The 20,219-nt window shown below is 49.0% G+C and carries 19 protein-coding genes; 4 read left to right on the top strand and 15 right to left on the bottom strand.

Annotated elements, in window-relative coordinates:
• Positions 1–518: 518 nt before the first annotated feature.
• Both DWY25_RS06995 and DWY25_RS06990 read left to right on the top strand, forming a co-directional pair.
• A complete protein-coding gene (locus DWY25_RS06995) occupies positions 519–1,235 on the top strand; it encodes a LytR/AlgR family response regulator transcription factor (protein WP_181981735.1) in 717 nt (238 codons plus the stop codon).
• A gap of 5 nt (positions 1,236–1,240) precedes the next feature.
• Positions 1,241–2,581, top strand: a complete 1,341-nt coding sequence (locus DWY25_RS06990; RefSeq protein ID WP_117894635.1) for an ATP-binding protein — start codon at positions 1,241–1,243, stop codon at positions 2,579–2,581.
• 133 nt (positions 2,582–2,714) lie between these two features.
• Here DWY25_RS06990 and glyA read toward each other — a convergent pair whose 3' ends face one another.
• The 10 genes from glyA to DWY25_RS06940 all read right to left on the bottom strand — a co-directional run bounded on the left by glyA (position 2,715) and on the right by DWY25_RS06940 (position 14,228).
• Complete coding sequence (glyA, locus tag DWY25_RS06985; RefSeq protein WP_117894634.1) at positions 2,715–3,944, bottom strand: serine hydroxymethyltransferase; 1,230 nt, start codon at positions 3,942–3,944, stop codon at positions 2,715–2,717.
• 201 nt (positions 3,945–4,145) lie between these two features.
• Positions 4,146–5,558: a HipA domain-containing protein gene (locus DWY25_RS06980; RefSeq protein WP_117894633.1), complete on the bottom strand. Its 1,413-nt coding sequence runs from the start codon at positions 5,556–5,558 to the stop codon at positions 4,146–4,148.
• Positions 5,559–5,738: 180 nt separating this feature from the next.
• Positions 5,739–6,077 carry an Imm41 family immunity protein gene (locus DWY25_RS06975; RefSeq protein WP_117894632.1) on the bottom strand — a complete coding sequence of 113 codons (339 nt, stop codon included), beginning with the start codon at positions 6,075–6,077 and terminating at the stop codon, positions 5,739–5,741.
• Between the two features lie 120 nt (positions 6,078–6,197).
• Positions 6,198–7,559 carry an MATE family efflux transporter gene (locus tag DWY25_RS06970; protein WP_117894631.1) on the bottom strand — a complete coding sequence of 454 codons (1,362 nt, stop codon included), beginning with the start codon at positions 7,557–7,559 and terminating at the stop codon, positions 6,198–6,200.
• 98 nt (positions 7,560–7,657) lie between these two features.
• Positions 7,658–8,728 (bottom strand): SIS domain-containing protein, encoded by a 1,071-nt coding sequence (locus DWY25_RS06965; protein ID WP_117894630.1) that lies wholly within the window; start codon positions 8,726–8,728, stop codon positions 7,658–7,660.
• Positions 8,729–8,773: 45 nt separating this feature from the next.
• Positions 8,774–9,598, bottom strand: a complete 825-nt coding sequence (locus DWY25_RS06960) for a PTS system mannose/fructose/sorbose family transporter subunit IID (protein WP_117894629.1) — start codon at positions 9,596–9,598, stop codon at positions 8,774–8,776.
• Positions 9,591–10,373: a PTS mannose/fructose/sorbose/N-acetylgalactosamine transporter subunit IIC gene (locus DWY25_RS06955; protein ID WP_006058015.1), complete on the bottom strand. Its 783-nt coding sequence runs from the start codon at positions 10,371–10,373 to the stop codon at positions 9,591–9,593. Before DWY25_RS06955 ends, DWY25_RS06960 begins: the two co-directional genes overlap by 8 nt.
• Before the next feature lie 15 nt (positions 10,374–10,388).
• Positions 10,389–10,862, bottom strand: a complete 474-nt coding sequence (locus tag DWY25_RS06950; RefSeq protein WP_117894628.1) for a PTS sugar transporter subunit IIB — start codon at positions 10,860–10,862, stop codon at positions 10,389–10,391.
• Positions 10,856–11,275 (bottom strand): PTS sugar transporter subunit IIA, encoded by a 420-nt coding sequence (locus DWY25_RS06945; protein WP_006058017.1) that lies wholly within the window; start codon positions 11,273–11,275, stop codon positions 10,856–10,858. The genes DWY25_RS06950 and DWY25_RS06945 overlap by 7 nt, the downstream gene beginning before the upstream one ends.
• A 127-nt stretch (positions 11,276–11,402) precedes the next feature.
• Positions 11,403–14,228, bottom strand: coding sequence for a sigma 54-interacting transcriptional regulator (locus DWY25_RS06940; RefSeq protein ID WP_181981734.1), 2,826 nt, complete (start codon positions 14,226–14,228; stop codon positions 11,403–11,405).
• A gap of 152 nt (positions 14,229–14,380) precedes the next feature.
• Between DWY25_RS06940 and DWY25_RS06935 the strand changes: the two genes are divergently transcribed.
• Positions 14,381–15,571: an RNA polymerase factor sigma-54 gene (locus DWY25_RS06935; protein ID WP_181981733.1), complete on the top strand. Its 1,191-nt coding sequence runs from the start codon at positions 14,381–14,383 to the stop codon at positions 15,569–15,571.
• Positions 15,572–15,607: 36 nt separating this feature from the next.
• Here the strand turns inward: DWY25_RS06935 and DWY25_RS06930 are convergent, their stop codons facing one another.
• The 4 genes from DWY25_RS06930 to DWY25_RS06915 all read right to left on the bottom strand — a co-directional run bounded on the left by DWY25_RS06930 (position 15,608) and on the right by DWY25_RS06915 (position 18,719).
• Positions 15,608–16,312 carry a sugar isomerase domain-containing protein gene (locus DWY25_RS06930; protein ID WP_244925944.1) on the bottom strand — a complete coding sequence of 235 codons (705 nt, stop codon included), beginning with the start codon at positions 16,310–16,312 and terminating at the stop codon, positions 15,608–15,610.
• 81 nt (positions 16,313–16,393) lie between these two features.
• Positions 16,394–17,116: an N-acetylmannosamine-6-phosphate 2-epimerase gene (locus tag DWY25_RS06925; RefSeq protein WP_117894746.1), complete on the bottom strand. Its 723-nt coding sequence runs from the start codon at positions 17,114–17,116 to the stop codon at positions 16,394–16,396.
• A 6-nt stretch (positions 17,117–17,122) separates the two neighbouring features.
• A complete protein-coding gene (locus DWY25_RS06920; protein ID WP_220412920.1) occupies positions 17,123–17,947 on the bottom strand; it encodes a PTS system mannose/fructose/sorbose family transporter subunit IID in 825 nt (274 codons plus the stop codon).
• The gene (locus DWY25_RS06915; protein ID WP_117894624.1) at positions 17,940–18,719 is read right to left on the bottom strand and encodes a PTS mannose/fructose/sorbose/N-acetylgalactosamine transporter subunit IIC; all 780 of its coding nucleotides are present in this window, start codon (positions 18,717–18,719) and stop codon (positions 17,940–17,942) included. The genes DWY25_RS06920 and DWY25_RS06915 overlap by 8 nt, the downstream gene beginning before the upstream one ends.
• A gap of 234 nt (positions 18,720–18,953) precedes the next feature.
• Between DWY25_RS06915 and DWY25_RS06910 the strand changes: the two genes are divergently transcribed.
• Entirely contained in the window at positions 18,954–19,787 is an 834-nt protein-coding gene (locus DWY25_RS06910; RefSeq protein WP_117894623.1) for a MurR/RpiR family transcriptional regulator, read from the top strand.
• Here DWY25_RS06910 and DWY25_RS06905 read toward each other — a convergent pair.
• Positions 19,784–20,062, bottom strand: a complete 279-nt coding sequence (locus DWY25_RS06905) for a hypothetical protein (RefSeq protein WP_117894622.1) — start codon at positions 20,060–20,062, stop codon at positions 19,784–19,786. The genes DWY25_RS06910 and DWY25_RS06905 overlap by 4 nt on opposite strands.
• Positions 20,063–20,219 lie beyond the last annotated feature (157 nt).

Raw genomic sequence — 20,219 nt, 5'->3', positions numbered from 1 at the left:
TGAAATTGATTTCTCAGATTTTCAAAGCGGGAAAATCAGATAAAAATCATATCTTAATAACGATCTTTTTTTCATCATAATCAGACACGCCGCTCGCTTTGAGCTTAAAATTTTATCTTCAATGAAACGGCACAAAATGCTGAGATGTCCACCCTCATTTCTTTACGGCTGAATCCGGGCATTGAGAAAATCGGAAATCCCCTGACGGTAAAACGGTCTTCCCTATTTCTGAACCTTGACTGAGAAAAGTACCTGAACACTTTACCTGATAAAAATAACAGTGTTTTACCGGATATGCTATAATAAAGAAGCAGGTTAATTCCTGATGATGATCTTCAATTTATTGATTATAACTTAGGAATTACCATTATTTTAACAATTTATAATAGGATTTATTTATAAAACAAATTTTGTTACAAAAAATCTGTTATAATAAAGAAAACAAAGGAAATCGAACAATCTATTCCCTTATCCCGATCATGCATCGGCTTGCATGCGGATCGAAAGGAGCAATCGTTATGAAAATTGCGGTCATCGACGACTCAGCAGAGGATCGAAAGCTGCTGGCTGAAAAAATTCAAAATTTCTGCCTGCGCGAATCGCTGATCTATGAAATCCGTTCATTTTCCTCGGGAAATGAATTTCTGCAAGCTTCACGCGCGGACTGGGATATCATCTTCCTGGATATTTTCATGAACGAAATCGACGGTATGACCCTGGCCCGGACCTTGCGGGGAAACAACGTCCATTCTTTAATTGTGTTCACCACTTCCAGCCGTGATTATGCGATTGAGAGCTATGACGTCCGGGCTTTTCACTATCTCGTTAAACCGATTCCGCAGGATAAGCTCGACGAGGTTTTGCGGTTAAGTGAAAAATCAATACGCTCGCGTAATCATTACATCGAAGTCAAGGAAGGCCGGATCATGGCCCGTGTTTTAATCCGGGACATCATGTATACCGATTATTACAATCATTACATTCAAATTCATACGCCCAACCGGATGATCAAGACTTATATGTCCTTTGCGGAATTTTCACCGCTGCTTTTAAAATACAAACAGTTCATCAGTCCCTACCGCAACTGTATGATCAATATGGACTATGTCCAGCAGATGGATGATCATGATTTTCTGATGAAGGATCAGGTTCAGATTCCCATCAACCGCGCGCGCAAAGGTGAAATTCGTCAGGCCTACGCTGATTATTCGTTTAAGCGCCTGAACGAGGGGTAAGCATCATGACGCTCCTGGATTATTTTTTAAGCTTGGGCACCCGCTTGGCGCCCTATTTGTTTTTGATTTTAATTCCCTTTCGCAATCATCTGCGCTGTTCCTTCCACCGGGGCGTACTGTATGCCGTTTTGTTTTATCTCGGCACGACGCTGAGTGTTTATCTCTTTGGTGAAACGTATGGAATCAATTCAATCTGGATGCTTCCGTTTACCTGTTTCTTCCTGGTCTTCTGCCTCTTTCTGGCTTATCATGTCCTGCGCACTTCATTACGCAAGCTCTTGTTTCTGATTCTGTTGATCGAGAACTATTCGGATATTGTCTTGATGTTCTCGGAAATTCTGGAAGCGCACCTCGCCGGGCTGCTTCCGGGGTTCTCCGCGGTCGGGTTGGTATCGCTTTGCCGGATGCTCGTCTTTGTCCTCAGCGCTCCTTTAATCCATTATTTTCTGACACGTCAGGTTCTGCCGGTGTGGGAGCATGAGGACACGCCGGAAATATGGAGTATGTTATGGCTGATTCCCGCTTCGTTCTATCTCATCTACCGCTTAGGCTTTACCTCGTCGATCGCTGCGCTGCACAGCGAAATTACGTCGCCGTTGTTGCTGGCGATCGTCTGGACCGCAGGTACATTTCTTTCTTACTACGCGACGCTCAGCATGATCAATTTCAACGAGGAAAAGCAGCAGCTTCAGCAGCAACTGCAGGTGCAGGAATATCAGGCGCTGATCCGCGACAAGCAAGCTGAACGGCTAGCCGCAAGTATCGCCAGCACACGTCAGACCCGGCATGATCTGCATCATTATCTGCTGACGTTAAAGACGTACATGAATCACGGAGAAACGGAAAAGCTGCGGGATTCTCTGAATCAGTTCATCAGTAATTTCGAATCTTCAATCAAAACGCCGGTCTGCGAGAATTTGTTGTTCAGCGCGATCGTGCGGTATTACATGGATATGGCGGAGGAAAGCGGGATTGAATTTACAACGTCGATTGTTCTGCCGCCGTCATTGGCGATCAAGGATACCGATTTAACTGTCATTCTGGGCAACATGCTGGAAAATGCAATGGAAGCTTGTCTGCGTCAAACGGCGGGAGAAGCTCAGTTTATCGAGGTCAAAAGCCGAATGCAGGGAAATAACGGTCTTGTTCTGCAATGCCGCAACAGCTATAACGGTCAGGTGAAGAAGCAGAATGAAACATTCCTGTCATCAAAACGGGAGGGGGAAGGGATCGGTCTTTCCTCGATCCGGACGTTGTGTGCTAAATATCACGGCGTTCTGAAAATTACGCCGAAAGATAATACGTTTACAGTCAACCTTTTGTTAAACCTGCCGGCCGCCGCCTGAGATTGGCGATCCGTGGGAAAGGGTATCCAACCCTTTTTGATTTTTCATGTAAAAACCCTGAGCCGGTTGAAGTCGTTCGATCCTATCAACAGCCCAGGGTTTTTATCTGGATTTTATCTTATTAATTTCCAATCTAGGATTCCCGGATCAGCGGGTAGCGCGCTGTCATTTCCATGACTTCCTGCCGCAGCTTCGCTTTCAGCGCTTCGTCTTCCGGATTTTTGAGCACAGTCGTGATCCAGCGGGCGACCTGACGGAATTCCTCTTCCTGAAAGCCGCGCGTGGTCATCGCCGCCGTTCCCAACCGGATACCGCTGGTCACAAACGGTTTTTCCTGATCGAATGGAATCGTATTTTTATTGCAGGTGATGTTGATTTCATCCAGCAGCGCTTCCGCTTTCTTCCCTGTAATCCCATAGGAAGATTTCACATCGGCCAGGATGAGATGATTATCCGTGCCGCCGGTTACGATCCGCAGTCCTTCCTGTTGGAGCGCTTCGCAGAGAGCCTGGCAATTTGCGATAATCTGGCGCGCATAGTCGGTAAATTCCGGTTTCAGCGCTTCGCCGAAGCACACGGCTTTTCCAGCGATCACATGCATCAGCGGACCGCCCTGGATTCCCGGGAAGACGTTGCGGTCGAGATCCTTGGCAAATTCCTGCTTGCAAAGAATAATGCCGCCGCGCGGGCCGCGCAGGGTTTTATGTGTTGTGGACGTGACGAAATGGGCATAAGGCACCGGGCTCATGTGGAGTCCTGCCGCGACTAAACCGGCGATATGCGCCATATCAACCATCAGGTACGCGCCAGCTTCGTCGGCAATTTCCCGGAATTTCTTAAAGTCGATCTCCCGCGGATAGGCACTGGCACCGGCCACAATCAGCTTCGGCTTTACTTCCAGAGCGATCCGGCGCAGTTCCTCGTAATTAATTTGTTCGGTTTCTTTATCCACGCCGTAGCTGTGGAACTCGTACAGCCGCCCGGAGAAATTCAGCTGATGGCCGTGCGTCAGATGGCCGCCGGAGCTTAAATCCATCCCCAGGACTTTATCGCCCGGCTGTAAGATAGTCATATACACCGCCATATTCGCCTGGGAGCCGGAATGCGGCTGGACGTTGGCATGTTCGGCATGGAATAATTCACACAGCCGGTCGCGGGCCAGGTTCTCGATGATATCGACGTCCACGCAGCCGCCGTAATAGCGCCGTCCCGGGTACCCCTCGGCGTATTTGTTGGTCAGGATGGAGCCGACGGCTTCCAAGACATCCTGGGAGACATAGTTTTCAGAAGCGATTAATTCAATGTTATGGGTCTGGCGCTGAGTTTCCAGTTCAATCGCCTTGCGGACTGCGGCATCATGCATATCAAGATCCTCTCTTTCTCGTTCTCATCAGCTTGATTATATCACGCTTTGCGTCTTCGCGAAGCAAAACGCTTCGACAATGTATTTCAGTTACAGCGTGCTAACTGTGGATAACGGATCGCCTGTCAGCGATTCATCCTTCTTTGCGGCTTCCATGAATGACTTGTATATAACAATGATCTTTACCGTATGTCTTAAAAGCTAATTTTGCTTCGGATCTGATGTCGTCCTCTCCTTTGAACCGTTTGTTTTCTGCATTGGATACAACGTATTCTCAATATAGTCTTCAATGAAAGTCACGGCATCCATTTTTTCCAAATCTGAACTCGTTAAATTCAAAATTTTGATCCGGTTATTATTTTGATCCAGGATGACGCAATGTCCGCCTTGCATCCGATCTCCTGTAAACTGATAACGGAAGCCCAGGAATTCCTGATTCACTTCAATGCGCTCAACGTTTTCTTTTTTCGGTTTAATTCCTTTCTGAATCACCTCGATCAGTTCCAGGGCTCTGTTTCTGATAAACGTATTTAAAAATTTCAGACGTTCCTCGCTGACGTTATAGCGTTCATGCTTTTTAAACTCGAAATGAGAGAGTCTGGATAATTTCCTGGCGTCTGTCTGATCGCAAAACCAGCTGACGAGTTCATCATGCGTCGCCCCCAACGCCGAATAACGATGTTCATATTGATAGGTTTTCCATTGCCCATTGGCAATATATCTCTCCGGCATCGTTGAAAACAAAGAAATTCCATGATCAAACAACGGCGCCAAACCAAGATATTGATTCGTAGAATTATCCTTTAAAAATCCAAAATTTCCATAATGCCGGTCTTCGTTGTTGATCAGCGCATCCAATAAAATCATATTTTTGAAATCAGGGAAACAACCAATTTCTTTCACTTTTTCAACAAGCTCTTTGATGGATCGCTTCTTTAACACAGTACCGACCGGCACATAGGATCGTTTCTTGTTTGTAAAATTTTCACAGACACTCGCCAGAATTCCTTTCCATTTCTGCAAGTCGTAACTTACATGAGAAATCTCTAGTTCTGCCGCAATCTGCGCCGCATAAAATTCAGAATACGGCTCTAAGCCGGCATTCGAAAACAATTCGGCATTGGTTCCACCTTTGTATAAATAAAGCTTATCGTTCAATCTCCGCCAGGCTTTGGGAAGCATGCCGTTCGTGGTCATTTCCGGACTCGGCGATAATTCCTTCAGTGTCGTCGAATGGCCTGTGAACGCTACCAGGCTCAATGCTTCCGAAAAACTGTTGTCATACAAATTGTAGTCATCAAAGCGGCCCTGGAAATCCTCAGGCACAATCCAATAAACATCATTCACAGAAAGCCCTTTGCAGATAGTAATCAAACCTTCCATATCTTTGTATTTCAGTCCCTGACTTGCCAGAATTTCTTCAACGAAGGCCCGGTTCCGGGGAATCATCCGGTGTTGGATCCAAGCTTCAAGCGAGCTTTCATCGCTTATCCTTTCAGGCAAGTCTTCTGTCTTTTCACTCATCCATCGAATGTGAATGCTCTGATCTCCATAGCTCCCTTTTTCGATATCAAATAAAATAAGCGGCAGATCTTCTTTTTTCAGCCAGTACATCCGGATCTCCCCCTTTCTTATGACTTCATTATACCTTAAAAAGGCCAGTGAATTCATTTTAACCGTATCTCATTAAAATAACAATCTGAAGTATTCTACCTATAAGTTCTTCTTAAATCAATGAAATGAAATTATAAAAGTAACAATCGAACCCTTCGGATCGCACCTGTATACTTCGCTTTATCTATCGCCTTGGAAATAATGAATCACATTTTGTTCAAGAAGCTCCAGCTTTTCGCTGTAATCAGAGGGCAGATTAGAAATAACGCTCAGATCCTGAGGATCAAAATGATAGAGAAGATGTTTTAACACTTGCCCATAAACAAAGACGATTTTCAAAGAAGCCGTCTGATCTTGCGGATGACACCGGGACAAAGAGGAAATACAGCTGCATAGTTCCAGAAATGCTGCTTCATGAAAATTATTTTCTTCATGTAAATAATAGAGAAAGCTTCCATCTTCGGCTTTCCAATTCGCATTCAAAATCTCCATTGCCTTCATGATTTTCTCTTCTTTCATAAGTTTTATTCATCTTATCACATGAAACGACAGTGAACAATGATCTCTTTTCTCTGTCAAAATCATAAGTTTGAATTCTTGTATCCAAAAAGAAGCATCAGGATTGTTAAAGCCTGTCGTTCATTCCGTCAGGTTGACAAGCCACTTCTCCTTCCGGACTAAATGATAAGCCAGCGTCAGCTTCGCTAACTCGGTCATTTGTCCGATCAGGTACATCTGCATGATATTCAGTCCGGTAAAATACGTCAGCATCCCGATCAAGGGAAGATTAATCAGCCACATAAACCCAGAATCCACAAACAAAGTCGAACGCGTATCCCCGCCGGCCCGCAGGATAAAATAACATTGCGTATTCGCGGTATACGTCCAGAACATCACGGCCATGACCCGCAGCATTTGAGCCGCAATCTGTTTGGCCTGGGTACTGACCTGATACCAGGACGGTACAACAAACGAAGAACCAAACATAAGAAAAGAGAATAAAACCGCAAGAAAAACCGCAAAGGCTAACAGCTGATACGCCCGGTCCCGTGCTTCTTCCATCCGATCAGCGCCCAGCGGCTTGGAAACCAGAATCGTGGTTGCCGTAGCCAATCCGCCAAACAAGACGAAGAACAGGTCGCTGATCGTGTTCGCAATCGAATATCCCGCCATGACCTCAGGTCCGCGTTGGGAATAGAATTTAAACAACGTTGCCATGCCTAATGACCACATCAGTTCATTCAAGGCCAGCGGCAGCGCTTTTTTAAAGATCGTCCACGCTAAAGACCGCGGAATCGAAAGCAAGTCGCCCAATCTGGTTTTAAACGCAAACGGCCTGCGTTTCAGAAAATAAAGATAAAGTGCGGCTTCCATCAGCCGGGCAATCACCGTTGCCAGCGCCGCTCCCTGCACGCCCAGAGCAGGAAATCCAAATTGTCCAAAAATCAGCACATAGTTCAGCAGCGTGTTGATTAAAACCGCACTGGCGCTGATCACTAACGGCAGGCGCGGTTCTCCGGCAGCCCGCATCGCGCTCGCTGCGGTTAACGAAAGCGCCGTCGGGGGCAAGGTCCATGCCGCCATCACCATATACCGGCTTCCAGCCGCAACGACCTCCGGGACGTTCGTAAAGAATCCCAGGATCAGCGCAGGTGCCAGGGCTTCCGCCAACCAGAACGGAATCAGGATCAAACCAGCCGCAAGCAATGAAAACCGGAAGGTCTGCTTCATCCGTTCAGAGTCCTCCGCACCCCAGAACTGCGCGATAAAAATTGCCGCGGCGGCTAATAATCCATTCACCGCAAAAATCGCGATCATCGTAAATCGGTTCACGGCCGCGACACCGCTGAGCGCCTCGTTGCCTAGCTGCCCCACCATCAGATTATCCACCAGATTGACCGAGCTGGTGATCAGCTGCTGAAACATCAGCGGAATTCCCACCGCCAGCGCTGTCCTGTAAAACTGCCGGTCCCCGATCCACCGGCTCTTGCTTCTCTGCATTGACTTTTCCTCCTATCCTACGCCGTTTCGCTGTCAAAACAAAGACAGCCAGGACGCGACGCCCCGGCTGCCAATATCTTCAACCTAGCAAGAAAGCCTTACGCTTCGTTATGCGTGTTGAAATATTTTGTTTCTGAATGATATGACATATCCGTCAGATCGATGCCGTAATCCACTGCCAGCCGGTAAGCCAGAATCTGAACGACCGGGGAAAGCTCCAGGAAGATAAATTCCCCACCCGTCAGCGAAATCGGCAGATCACTGGCATCGATTGGATTTTCACCGATCAGATAACCATAACCCAGCTCATTCTTCGCAAATGTCGTCAGCTGATGCGCGCGCACGTCTTCCCGGCCGCCGTCATGCAGAACGATAACACAGTTAGATGGTGTATACCCCATCGTCGGACCATGCATGCCGTCGTCAAATTCATAGCCGACGCCAATCCGGCGCTTCGAGATTTCCAGAATCTTTAACGCCCCTTCCAGCGCGACGCCCCACAGCGAATCCATGCCGTAAATAGTGAAGGTTTCGGCCGCCATCAGCTTTTCCTGATTCCGGTCAAACCAGGCCATGGCTTCCTTGACAATCGCCGGATGGTGTTCGATGCCAGCCTTTGCCTGATCAAGATAAACTGTTTCCTGATCTTCAGTGAACACACCGCGAGCCTTCCCGATGGCCATCCCCATCAACATCTGGGTTAACACGCTGGAACAGTAACCGATCGTGCGCATCAGATATTCCTCAACCCCGTTGCGCTGATTGATAAAGACGTCAACCATCTTGGCGATCGGGCTATCCTCGCCATCGGTCACCGCTGCTGTCAAATAGCCCAGCTTTGTGATCTTCTCCGCCGCCATGCAGGTCAGCGTCGAAGTACCAGAATGGGAAGTAAAGACATACAATGCGTTCGGATTATAAGCAAAGCAGTTGTAAAGCAGCTCATTCGGCAGCACGCAGATTGTCTGCAGGCCCGAAGTTTTCTCGATAAATCCACGGGCTGTGACAGCACTGGTGTTGGACGTACCGGAGCCAATCAGTAAGATCTGATTGATTTCCGGATGTGCTTTGACGGTTTGCGTCAGCACTGCGAATGTTTCCTCACGATGGTTTAAAATATCGGTGCAGACCGCCGGGATCCGATTGATGACTTCAAGCATGGTAACCATAGAATAATTCCTCCTTGTTTATTTGTATTTTCGTACTTTCTTTACTTAGACCAGTCCGATAAACCGTCCCAGAATACTGAACGCGATGATACCGAGAATGATCGTAATCGGCTTGACGTCTTTCTTGAGGAAATAGAAGCAGACGAAGACCAATGCCAATGGCAGAGCCGATGGCATGATCGAATCGATCAGCGACTGAACGGACATTTCCACCTCATTCATCGTAAAGACATACGCGATGTTCAGACTAACCATCGAGCTGGTCATCGCTCCGACGGTCATCAGGCCGACAATCGTCGCACACTTCGTCAAAAACTGCATTAAACCAGATTCTGAAACCTGACTTAAGAATTTGGAGCCCAGGCCGAAGCCGAGGAACGGGCCATAATAACGGCAGATATGTGCCGGAATATTGAAGATCACCAACATCAGAATTGGGCCGAGAACGTTGCCCTGCAGGGCCAGCGATAATCCGATGCCGGTGGCGACAATCCGCCAGGATCCCCAGAAAATGGAATCACCGATACCGGCGAACGGTCCCATTAACGAAGCCTTAACCGCGTTGATCGATTTCTTGTCCATCGTCGAATCTTCCGACGCCTGCTTTTCCATCGCCGCGGATAACCCGGTGATAAAGCCCGCGACCGTCGGCGTTGTATTGAACAGTTCCCAATGCCGCCGCTTATACCCTTCGATCCGTTCTTCCTGTGTATGATAGTAACGATTGATGACCGGAATCATGACGCGGACATACGCTAACGCCTGCATTTTTTCCATTTCCATAATGGAGCACAGCGACAACGTCCGGAATCCGATCTGTTTGCACATCTTGACGTCTTCGTCCGATAAGTTCAGTCTTTCTTTAATCATTGAATAATTCCTCCTCCTCTGAAGCTTCCGGGGCTGCTTTATTCATTTTAAAATTGCCCTCAAAGTACAGAATAACGCACAGGATGACGCCGAAGAAGGCGACGGCCAGAATCGGCAGGTTGAGATAAGCGACCAATAAGAAGCCCAGGAAATAATAAACGCACATTTTCTTGGACCACATCATCTTTAACAACATCGCGAAGCCGACCGCAACCATCATACCTGCTGCAACGCCCAGACCGCCGGTGACGAATTCCGGAATGATCGAAATCATTTTCTCAACAACCGTGGAACCCGCCATAATCGCGAATGTGACCAGAAGCGCTTTCGGAATATACAACGTCAAGGCAACAACGTAGAACATCCGTTCCAAACCTTTGTAATCCCCTTTGTCCATCATTTTTTCAATTGTCGGATGCCAGAATGTACGCAATGTCAGCCAAATCGAGCTGGTCATTGAAACTAACAGAGCGACAGGAACCGCCAGCGCCAGCGCGACTTCGACGTCGGCGTGCATAATAATTGCGAACGCCGTACCGACAGCGGTGCCGACTAATGAATCCGGCGGCGTGGACGCACCGATTTGAACAGCGCCCATGAAAACCAGTTCCAGGGAAGCACCGATCATGACGCCGGTCTTCAGATCCCCCAGAAAGAAGCCAATGACCGAACCGACAACCATCGGCCGGGAGCACATCGGAAATGACAGGTATTCCTCTAGGAAACCTAAAACCAGGTAGATCACCCCGACGATGACGCTTTGAACAATCAACATAAGTTTTCCCTCCTCTTATTTCAGTAACTTCTCATAATCGACTTTAGGCTCGTTGGGAATCATCCGGAATTCCAGATAATCCACTTTTTCATGCAGTTCCTTGAGATTCACCAGATCCTCTTCCGTTAAGAAGATGCCGGAGCTGAATGAACGGCTGTTTTCACGCTTGCGGATTCCGCCGATATTCACACGGTGGATTTCCTCTGTCTGCCGGACTAACCGCACGGCGTCGGCCAGTGTCCTGACGATGACGAAGATCCGGATTTTCTGAGCGTGCGGATGATTCAGCAGCTTCGCTCCGTCGTCAATTGATTTGATCGCCAGCTTCACCCCGTCAGGCTTCGCCATTTTGAAGGCCAGTTTGGCCATGTCGTTTTCCGCCGCTTCGTCATTGGCGATCAGAATGGCTTCCGGATGGACCTCGTTGACCCAGGTCAGCGCCACCTGTCCATGAAGCATTCGTTCGTCGATCCGCATCAGAATTACCATAATTCATCCTCCTTCATCTCTCTGATGGATCTGAAATTGAATCCGAGCATGTTTTCCTTCGTCGATTCCACGGCGTGCTTTACCGTTTCCTCGATCCCCGCCTGCGGACTGGCCAGTAAAATTTCCAGGACCATCGACAGGCACATGCCCGTTTGGACGTACACATTGGGGCAGAGGCAGAGCTGCATCATCTGATGATGAACGCTGCCGTTGTTGATATCGGTCAGAATGATAAATTCATCGTTAGGCTGTTCTTCCACCCTTTTCCGCACCCGTTCCAGAATCATATCCGGTTCGTCATAATGATCCAGGTCATACACTTCAAGATCAGCCTGACACCCCAGAATCATATTGACCGCGCTTTGCATGCCTTCCGCCAAATGACCATGGGAAGTCAGTATCACCTTCCGCATCCGCTTCACCTCGTTTCTTCACCCTCTTATCAGCAAAAAACGCGCCAAGCTCTGCTTTTGCGCGTTTTTTTATGCAACTTTCTTAAAATTCATTATTTTTTCTTTATTTTTCCATCATTTTCTCCGGTTATTCAGTAAATCCGACACTTTCCATCAGTTCCGATTTGGATTCTTCGACACATTCAACCTGTTTTTCGACAGATTTCCCCTGCACGATATAATTGTAAAGATAACCGATCTCCGCCGTGGGGATGACGACATTGTAGGCCCGGCACACGCGGCCGAACACCTCCCGGATCATCGCGATGAAATCGGCGTGCTCAGCTTCAAATTTCTCCAGGTTGAGATAGTAGACGAAGCGCTTGTCAATAATTAGCCGCTCGATCAAACAGCTGATATGCAGATAAAGTCCGATCAGGATGTTGTTGGACAACGTAAATTCCAGCCGTTTCTGTATCTGTTCGAGGATTTCCTCGACGTACACGATAATTTTCTCCGGATTGAGAATCGTCAGATAATCGATCAGATTATCCAGGGAGAAGTTGCGCACCATGTTCTGCGTAAATACCGTCAGCTCCTCATCGTTCATCAACATTCCCAGCTTTTCTTTGAGCGCCCAGCTGTCGCTTTGATTGATGATATCTTCGATTGAGATAAACGGAATACCCTGCGGTTTCAGATTCAGCGTGCCAAGAATCAGAATAACATTGTATTTATCAAAAATCCCTGAGGCCTGACGGTGCTGAAGCGTATCGGCAGCGATCGGAATGACCGTCAGATCCATTTTTTTCGGGAAGCTGTTTTCCACCAGTGCGGCAATCTTGCCCGCAATCCCAATGCCGGAGGAACAAACTGTCAGAATCGCTTTGGGACGGACGCGGTTCTTAATGATCACATAATTCGGCAGCGAGCGCTGCTTGGCCTGTTCAAGAATCGTCTCCAGCGAATCCCCTTCCATGATCATCGCGCCGACGTCCAGGGCCAGCTTGGTCGTGACATTGTTGATGATGCCGATATCCAGATCGGCAGTCTGATCGATATATTTCTGAATGCCTTCCAGCGAGCCCATATCAACCATGACGATGATCTCGTGACAATTCCGGATTTCGCTCAAATACTGTTTAAGCTTGTTGGTGATCGTTTCAAAATGACTTTCGACCGGCATGTCGATCGCCGTGAAGATATTCTGGTGCAGCAGCTGATTCGCCAGCTCCGCGATTCCGCTGGCAATGGAATAACCATGCGCCATGATGACGACCGGAATCGGCGCCGGCTGGTAGCCCCGGTTAAAGTAAAGAAAAAACAACGTCGTCGTAATTTCCTCAAATGCGCCCAACGGCAGATTCAGGCCGGTTTGCAGCAACGGCAGGATTTCGTTGGCAATCGAAACCAGCTTGGGGTTGACCGTTTTTAACGTTTCCTGGAAATCGCTGATGCTGCGGCCGCGGCGGCGCAGCTCCACGGCACTGATCGGCTCATTCTGAAGCAGATCGGTGAAGTAGCGGGCCAGGATCTTAATTTCGTTGTTGGACAGCTCGGGCATTCCGTATTTCTTATTCAGAGGCCGGTTGATGTTCGCCAACAGGCTCTGGACGATCTCCTCCTGCGGCGAGCTGAAATTCTCATTGTTGAAAAACAGGAAATCAACGTATTGTTCCAGCTGCAGCGTCGTCGTGGCCAGAAACGTGTCAAGCGACAGCTCATGCTTCTGGAAGCGTTCGTAATTCTGCATCGCGGCCTGATAAAACAACAGATACCGGCTTTCTCCGCCGCCCCGCGGCAGCAGCTCGCCCAGCGGCAGCAGCCGGCTCACGCTGCCTTGATCCATTAACGGATTCCGCAACGGATTGCGAACCAGTCCGGAAGGCAGATCGCTGATATGCAGGTCGAGCGTCGGACTGGCGTTTTTAATCGCCTTCATGTACGCACCGGCCATACCGACCTGGATATCGTTTTTCAGCTCGCCGATGTTGTGGCGGAATTCATGCTGCTCCAACAGGCGGTAGGCAGATTCACTGATCCGCACCGACATTTTGAACTTGGTCTGTTCGGTTTCAAGAATATACCGGATCAATTCGCGCTTCTCCGTCAACGGCCGTTCTTTCAGCGCCGGAATCTGAATCACGATCGGAATTCTGCGGAACAGCGTTTTCAACAACGCCTGATCCGGGTTTTCCGTCGTTGCGAACACAAAGCGCACCGTGCTGGCAAGCCATTTTTGGTTATCGCCGACCCGGTGATAGACGCCCTTATCCATAAACAAAAACAACTTTTCCTGGCATTCCGGCGTCAGACTGTGAATTTCATCCAGGAATAACATCCCTTTGTCCGCCAACGCCAGAAGTCCCTCGCTGTCCTTCTCGGCTCCGGTGTACGCGCCTTTGGTATAGCCGAACAAACTGGTCAGAAAGAAATCCGGATTGTCCGAATATTCCGCGCAGTTGACCGTGATCAGCCGGCCCTCACTGCCGATCAGCCCACGCTGTACGCAATAATCGTACAGCTTCGCGGCCAGTAAGCTCTTACCGCTGCCGGTCGGCCCATGAAGCAAAACTGCCAGTCCGCTGCCGGGATAATTCATTGCCGCCTTGCATTGCTCGATTGCGTAGTGCAGGCTGCCGTTGCCGCCGATCAGATCGGAGAACACCGAGCGTTTCTCCTGCAGCTGATCCGCTTGATTCCATAAGTCCTCGGCGTTGTCATAGACGCTGGCAAAGCCGTCGTTCTCCAGCGCGCTGCGCGCTAAAAAACAGGTGGGATGCGCTCCGATTTTAATCAGCTTTCCTTCATAAAACAATTCGTTAAGGTATTGGGACGCAAGATTGCGGGAGATGTCTAGCTTCTCCGCTAAGCTCCGGGCACAGAACAGTTCGAGATCGAGTTCGCGGACCGACCGGCCCGTCATCTGCGTTTCGATCCTCTCATAGAGCTGACGCTTCGTTTTATTTTCCATGACTCTGCTCCTCTTCCAGTCCATTGTAAATTCAATCAATAATTTTTACAATTCCTTTATTATCAAGGATTTCCCAATTTTTAACATTCTACATGAAAGCGCTTGCCAGAACTGCGGGATTGGACTACACTAAAAATCAGGAGAGTCCGAAGATGAAGAACAAACAAAGTCTGCGCTTACATCAAGCCCAGCGGCAGCAGGCCTTCTCGCCTGCACGCAGCCGTTTTGTCGAAACCCTAACAAAAAACCGACAGGAACTGGCCGTCGAGCTGCGCTCGCTGATCGCCGCTAATCCGTTTCTGCATACCGTTTCCGACGAAGTGCTGTTCGCTCAAGCCCAGTCGGAGTTCGATCTTCGTGCCGACTTACTGAACCAGCTGCACACCGGCCGTTGGCGCTTCCGCCTTGACGTGGCGGAGTATATCATCGAGGCGCTGGACGATCATGGCTTCTACGATCCGGCCCAGCCGGCGCCTGGTTTTCAGCCGGAGGAAATCGCGGCTGCGCTGAGGGGGGTTCAACAGCTGGAGCCGTTCGGTATCGGCTGCCGCGATAGTCTGGATTACATCCGCCGGCAGCTCGGATTGAGGAATGAAAGAATGGCGCTGCGGATCTTGGACGAAGGCGCGGAGGAATTAAGCCGTGGTCAAATTTCAACGCTGTGCCGGAAACTCAGGTTGACGGAAACCGAACTGCAGGATCAGCTGACCGTGATCCGTTCCTGCCAGCTTTTTCCCTGCCAGCTTGGCCCCGTGGAAAACGCCTATGTGCAGGCTGACGTCCGTTTGACGCTGGAAGACGGGGAGTTCTCAATCACCCCGCTTTCCCCGCAGGTTCTGCTCGACATCCCGGCCGGGCCGCTCAGCCCTCAGCTGAAGCAATACTTAAAAGAAGCCCAGCTGACATTGGATCTGATCGACCAGCGCAATCTCACGATGCAGCTGGTCTTCCAGTGCCTTGTCCGGCGCCAGCGGGATTATTTGCTTCAAGACGCGCCGCTAGCGGTTTGCCGCTTAAAGGAAGTGGCAGAGGAAACCGGACTGCATCTGTCCACAGTGTCCCGCGCCTGTGCGCACAAATATTATGAATTCAACGGCCGGATCCGGCCCTTTTCTGATCTGTTATGCAAAGCGCTGCATCAGATCAGCCGCGACAGGATCGAAGCGCAGCTCAAGCGTTGGATCGCTGAGGAAGATCCGGCTGTCCCGCTGGATGATGAACAGCTGGCGCTGCGCTTTCAAAATGAGGGTGTGGTCCTCTCCCGCAGGCGGATCGCCGATGTCCGTAAACGGCTTAACATTTCCAATTCCTATCAACGCAAAAATATGAAAAAGGAACTCTGAATTTCAGAATCCCTTTTTTCTTATTTCGCTTAATGCTTAAATCCGGTACAGCCGTTCGATGTACTGCGCTTCCAGTGATTCGTTGAATTCGCGGCCGCCGTCGATATTCTGTGATTTATAAATCGGCGGAGTGATGCCTTTTTCGATTAAGATTTCCGCAGCCCGGTACGTTACGGCCTGCACCAGAACCGACGTGGTAATCATCGACATGCCGCAGATCTTGCCGTCAAAACCTTCCAGATCGATGCAGCAGTCGCCTTCCGGCGTGCAGTTATCCAGCACGATATCCGAAATTTCATACAAATTCTTACCGCAGGAATGCTTCGGCTTCAGATTAGACGACGCTTCCAGCGCAGTGATCGCGATCAGTTTTGCGCCTTTTTTCTTGCAGCCCAGCGCGATATCCATGCACAGCGGATTGCGGCCGGAATTGGAGATGATGAACACAACATCCCCCGGACGCACGTCGACCTTTTTCATGAAGACTTCGCCGGCTCTTTCCACCGTTTCATAAGCGTTGTTGGATGGTTCTACGATTTTCTTCGTTGGGATGAATCCGCCTGCGCGATGCGCGACTTCCATAGCGCCCGCCATCGAATGGCCGCCGCCCCAAGCCTGGATAATGCCGCCGTCGATGATGCACTGAGCAACCGCCTGCGCCGCGGCTTCAATATTTTCCTGTTGTGTCTGTTCGACTTGGTCAACCAGCTGATGAACCGTTGGGAATACTTTATTGGTCATTTTCAATTCCTCCACTTTCTGCACCTATTGTAAACTTTTTATTCATATTTTACAACATATTATGAATAATTTATTCCATTTTTACTTTCCAGTCTTTTCCTGATTCTTGAATTGGTGGATGGCCCGGATAAATTCCTGCGTAATGCAATGCGGCCGGGTGATCGCGCTGCCGACGGTGACAGTCCAGGCCCCGGTTTTGAAAGCTTGGACAACCTGTTCCGGCCGATGAAATCGGCCTTCAGCATTGATGGGCAGCGTTGTTGTTTCAGCCAGCTCCTCGATCAGCCGGTAATCCGGCTCGTCCAGCTGACGGGAATACGGGGTATAACCGGCGATGGTCGTCGATAAAATGTCCGCGCCGCCCGCCGCCGCGATCCGGCCTTCTTCCGCGGTACTGATTTCCGCCATGATCAGCACGTCCAGCTCGGCTTTATATTCCTGCAGCAGCGCCTGGATCATTTCCGGTGTGCGCCCCTGGCGCAGTGTGCAGTCGACAGCCACGATATCCGCGCCGGCCTCCGCGACAGCCCGGGCTGAAGTTAAGGTCGGTGTGATGATCACGTCGCGAAATTTGTCATAGACCTCAGGCATGATTTTATTAATCCCGAAGATAGGCAGATCCACTTCCTTTTTGATCGCCCGGATGTTCTCCGGCCAGCTTGCCCGGATGGCGGCCGCGCCGCCCAGCTTGGCGGAAACCGCCATCTTCGCCATCATTTCTGCGCCGTAAAAGGGTTCGTAATCAAACGCCTGGCAGGAAACAACCAGTCCGCCGCGCAGTTGTTCAAGAAGTTCCTTTCGCATAATCATTCACGCCAGAATACCGAAGAACCGGCCAAGCAGGGCAATCGCAAAGATCAGAACGAAAACCTGTCCCATTTTCCAATGCTTCTTCTCCATCAAAGCCCAAGCCCCTAATGTCAGCAATAGCGGAAGCAGCCCTGGAAGAATTCCATCCAGCACGCTCTGAATACTCATCGTCATCTCGCCGGACACATACGCCCAGCCGATCTTCACGCTGACATATTGCGCGCTGATGCAGCCGACGATGATCAGGCCGACGATGTTGGCAAAACGAACCGCGACGTCCTTCATCCCGCTTTCGAACAACGTATGGATCGCAGTGATGCCCGACCGGTAGCCGAAGCGGAAGGTCAGCCAGGTAAATGGAAGCATGATCCCCAGCCAGGCGATGATATAAAACAACGGTCCCGCCAGACTTCCCTGTTCCCCAACCAGACCCAAGCCGATACTCAGCAAGATCGGAATCAAAGTTCCGATAAATAAGGAATCGCCCACGCCCGCGAAAGGCCCCATCAAGGCTGTTTTCGTGGATGAAATCAGTTCGTCAGGTACATTTTCCCCGCATGCCCGTTGTTCCTCCATGCCCAGCGCGATACCGTTGATCATCACGCCGACCATCGGCTGACTGTTGTAGAACTGCGTATGCCGCAGCATCAGGGCCTTTTGTTCTTCCGGATCGTCGTACAGCTTGTCCGCAACCTTGCCCATCATCCCGGCAAACGCCGGAGCTTCCATTCGTTCCATATTCTGCGCTGCCAGCGCGAACATCATCCAGTAAGCATAGGCATGAAATAAATCTGACCTTGATAATTTTTTCATGGTGTTACTCATCGACTTCAACCTCCACTTCATTCGTTTTTTTCGCCGTGTACCGGATATCCAGATAAGCCAGGAAACAAGCGATCAGCGTCGCGGCCACGATCGGCATTTTCAAGACAGCGATCATGATAAACCCGACGAAGAAGTACACCAGCTCCGCATTTTTATCCAGCACAAACCGCAGCAGCATCGCAAAACCAACCGCCGGCAGCATCTTGCCGAAAATCACAAACGTATCACCCAGCCAGGCCGGGATCGCCTGAACCACGGAGATAATGAAGTCCTGACCGAAATAACAAGCCAGAAAAATCGGTACAAAACGAGCCACAAACTGGGATATCGAGGCATATACCGGGGCATTGGCCGCTTTTTTTATCTTCCCCTGTTCAATCCATTGTTCCTGTTTGCGCACCCAGTAGACGTTGACTGAAGCCACGACATAGACTAACGAAACGCCCAGAAAGCTTAGCGGAACCGACAGGCTCAACGCATATTCCGTCGATGCACCGGCCACCATGGCTAATGGAATTCCCATATAAGCCGCGAAATTCAAATCCGCCGGCATCGACAGTCCCGGTGTAACCAGGCCGATATACAAAGTCTGGACGGCAGCGCCCATCAGGATTCCAGTCCGCACGTCCCCTAGAATAACACCGATGATCAAACCGGAAACCAGCGGACGCCCCATTGTATACCAACCGCCCAGCTGGCCGAAACACCACGGTGAATAATTGGAAGAAAGATAGCCGAATAAGGCGATCAGCAGAGCTTGCAACAATGTCATAAAACGCTCCTCCTTGCGATCTTTCGCAACACTTCTTAATTCATCACCTTGCGCAAGAAATATGAATTAATCTATCCAGATCATAGAAGAAAACGTTGTTTATTGTCAACAAAATTAAGTCATTAATTTAAAAATAAATTATTTTGTGATGACTTTCCGAGTCATTTGTGAATTTTGAAATTGTTATTTCTTTCCAGGTTATGTATAATAGTTTTATACAACCGAGGTGATTTCATGTACCAGGAAAAATTGAAACAAGTTCAAAATGAATTAACCCAGACAGAGAAAATCATTGCGGATTTTTTCCAGAATCATTCGCTCGAAGCCCGCAGTTTTACATCCTATCAGCTTGCGGACAGGCTGAATATCGGGCAATCCACAATCATCCGGTTTTCTAAAAAATTAGGATACCGCAGTTTTCGGGAATTGTTGGAAGATTTGTCTACCTCGCTGACTGAAGAAAAAGTCAAAGAGGAGATTGTTCTCAACGAGGGTACCTCGTCAACTAATCAGAAGATCATCCAGCAGTATCAGAAAATGGCGCAGCTGACTCTTGAATTCAACCCGCCTCAAGTCATAGATCAGACCGTTTCCGCCCTCAAAAAAGCACGGAAAATCATCGTCTTTGGATTTGGCAACTCGAATTTATTCGCTGAATACATTTCCAATCAGTGGCTGAAGATGGGCCTGGATTCATTTTGCAGCGCGAATTCACATATCATTTTTTCGATGCTGAGTCAGTTCGGCCCGCAGGACGTTTTGTTTTTAATCTCCGAATCGGGAGAAACGCCGGAGATTCTAAAAGCCGCGCGGATTGCCGGCCATCAGAATGTGACGGTCATCGCGATGACGCGAATTCAAAAAAACCGGCTGCATGGTTACTCGGATATCGTATTAAAAACCGTCAATTATGAAACGAATACCCGCCTCAACGCAATGACGCTGCGATGCTCCCAGCTTTGTCTTTTAGATATGATTTACTTAAATTTATATAAGACGGATTTCGAGCATTACGAAAAGATCATCGCTGAGTCTGAGAAACTATTGGATTATAAATATAACGGTTAATTGCCTTTTTTGGTTCCCCTCGATAATAGATAAAGCCCTGGAATACCAGGAGACGTCTCAGGAATTGCCTGGAAAATTCGGAAATCGCCTAGATACCGCCGGCTGAGTGTCAAGGTTTCTAACGGTCCGCTCAGCTTGAATTCCTTGGCATCCACTGCCAGCCGAGCCGTCCCTGAATCTGGTTCATCCACTTTTTTCAGACCGTTTTCTATCTGAATCAGCTGTGTTTTTAACCGGCCGTGGATTTCCGTCAGTAATCCTTCTTTCTTATACACACTAGTTTGGTCCTGCGCTGTCCCTGCTTTTCTTTACTATAATGCTGAAACAACCTGGGACGTAAGAAACAATCTTCCTGGACTTTTGCACACTGTTTTCTAAGGAGGCTGTGACAGATAAGGGATAGGAAAAAATAAAAAAATGCGTAACTTCGAG

This window comes from Holdemania filiformis (assembly GCF_003459085.1).
Classification (GTDB): domain Bacteria; phylum Bacillota_I; class Bacilli_A; order Erysipelotrichales; family Erysipelotrichaceae; genus Holdemania; species Holdemania filiformis.
This window is presented reverse-complemented; position numbering and strand designations above follow the sequence as displayed.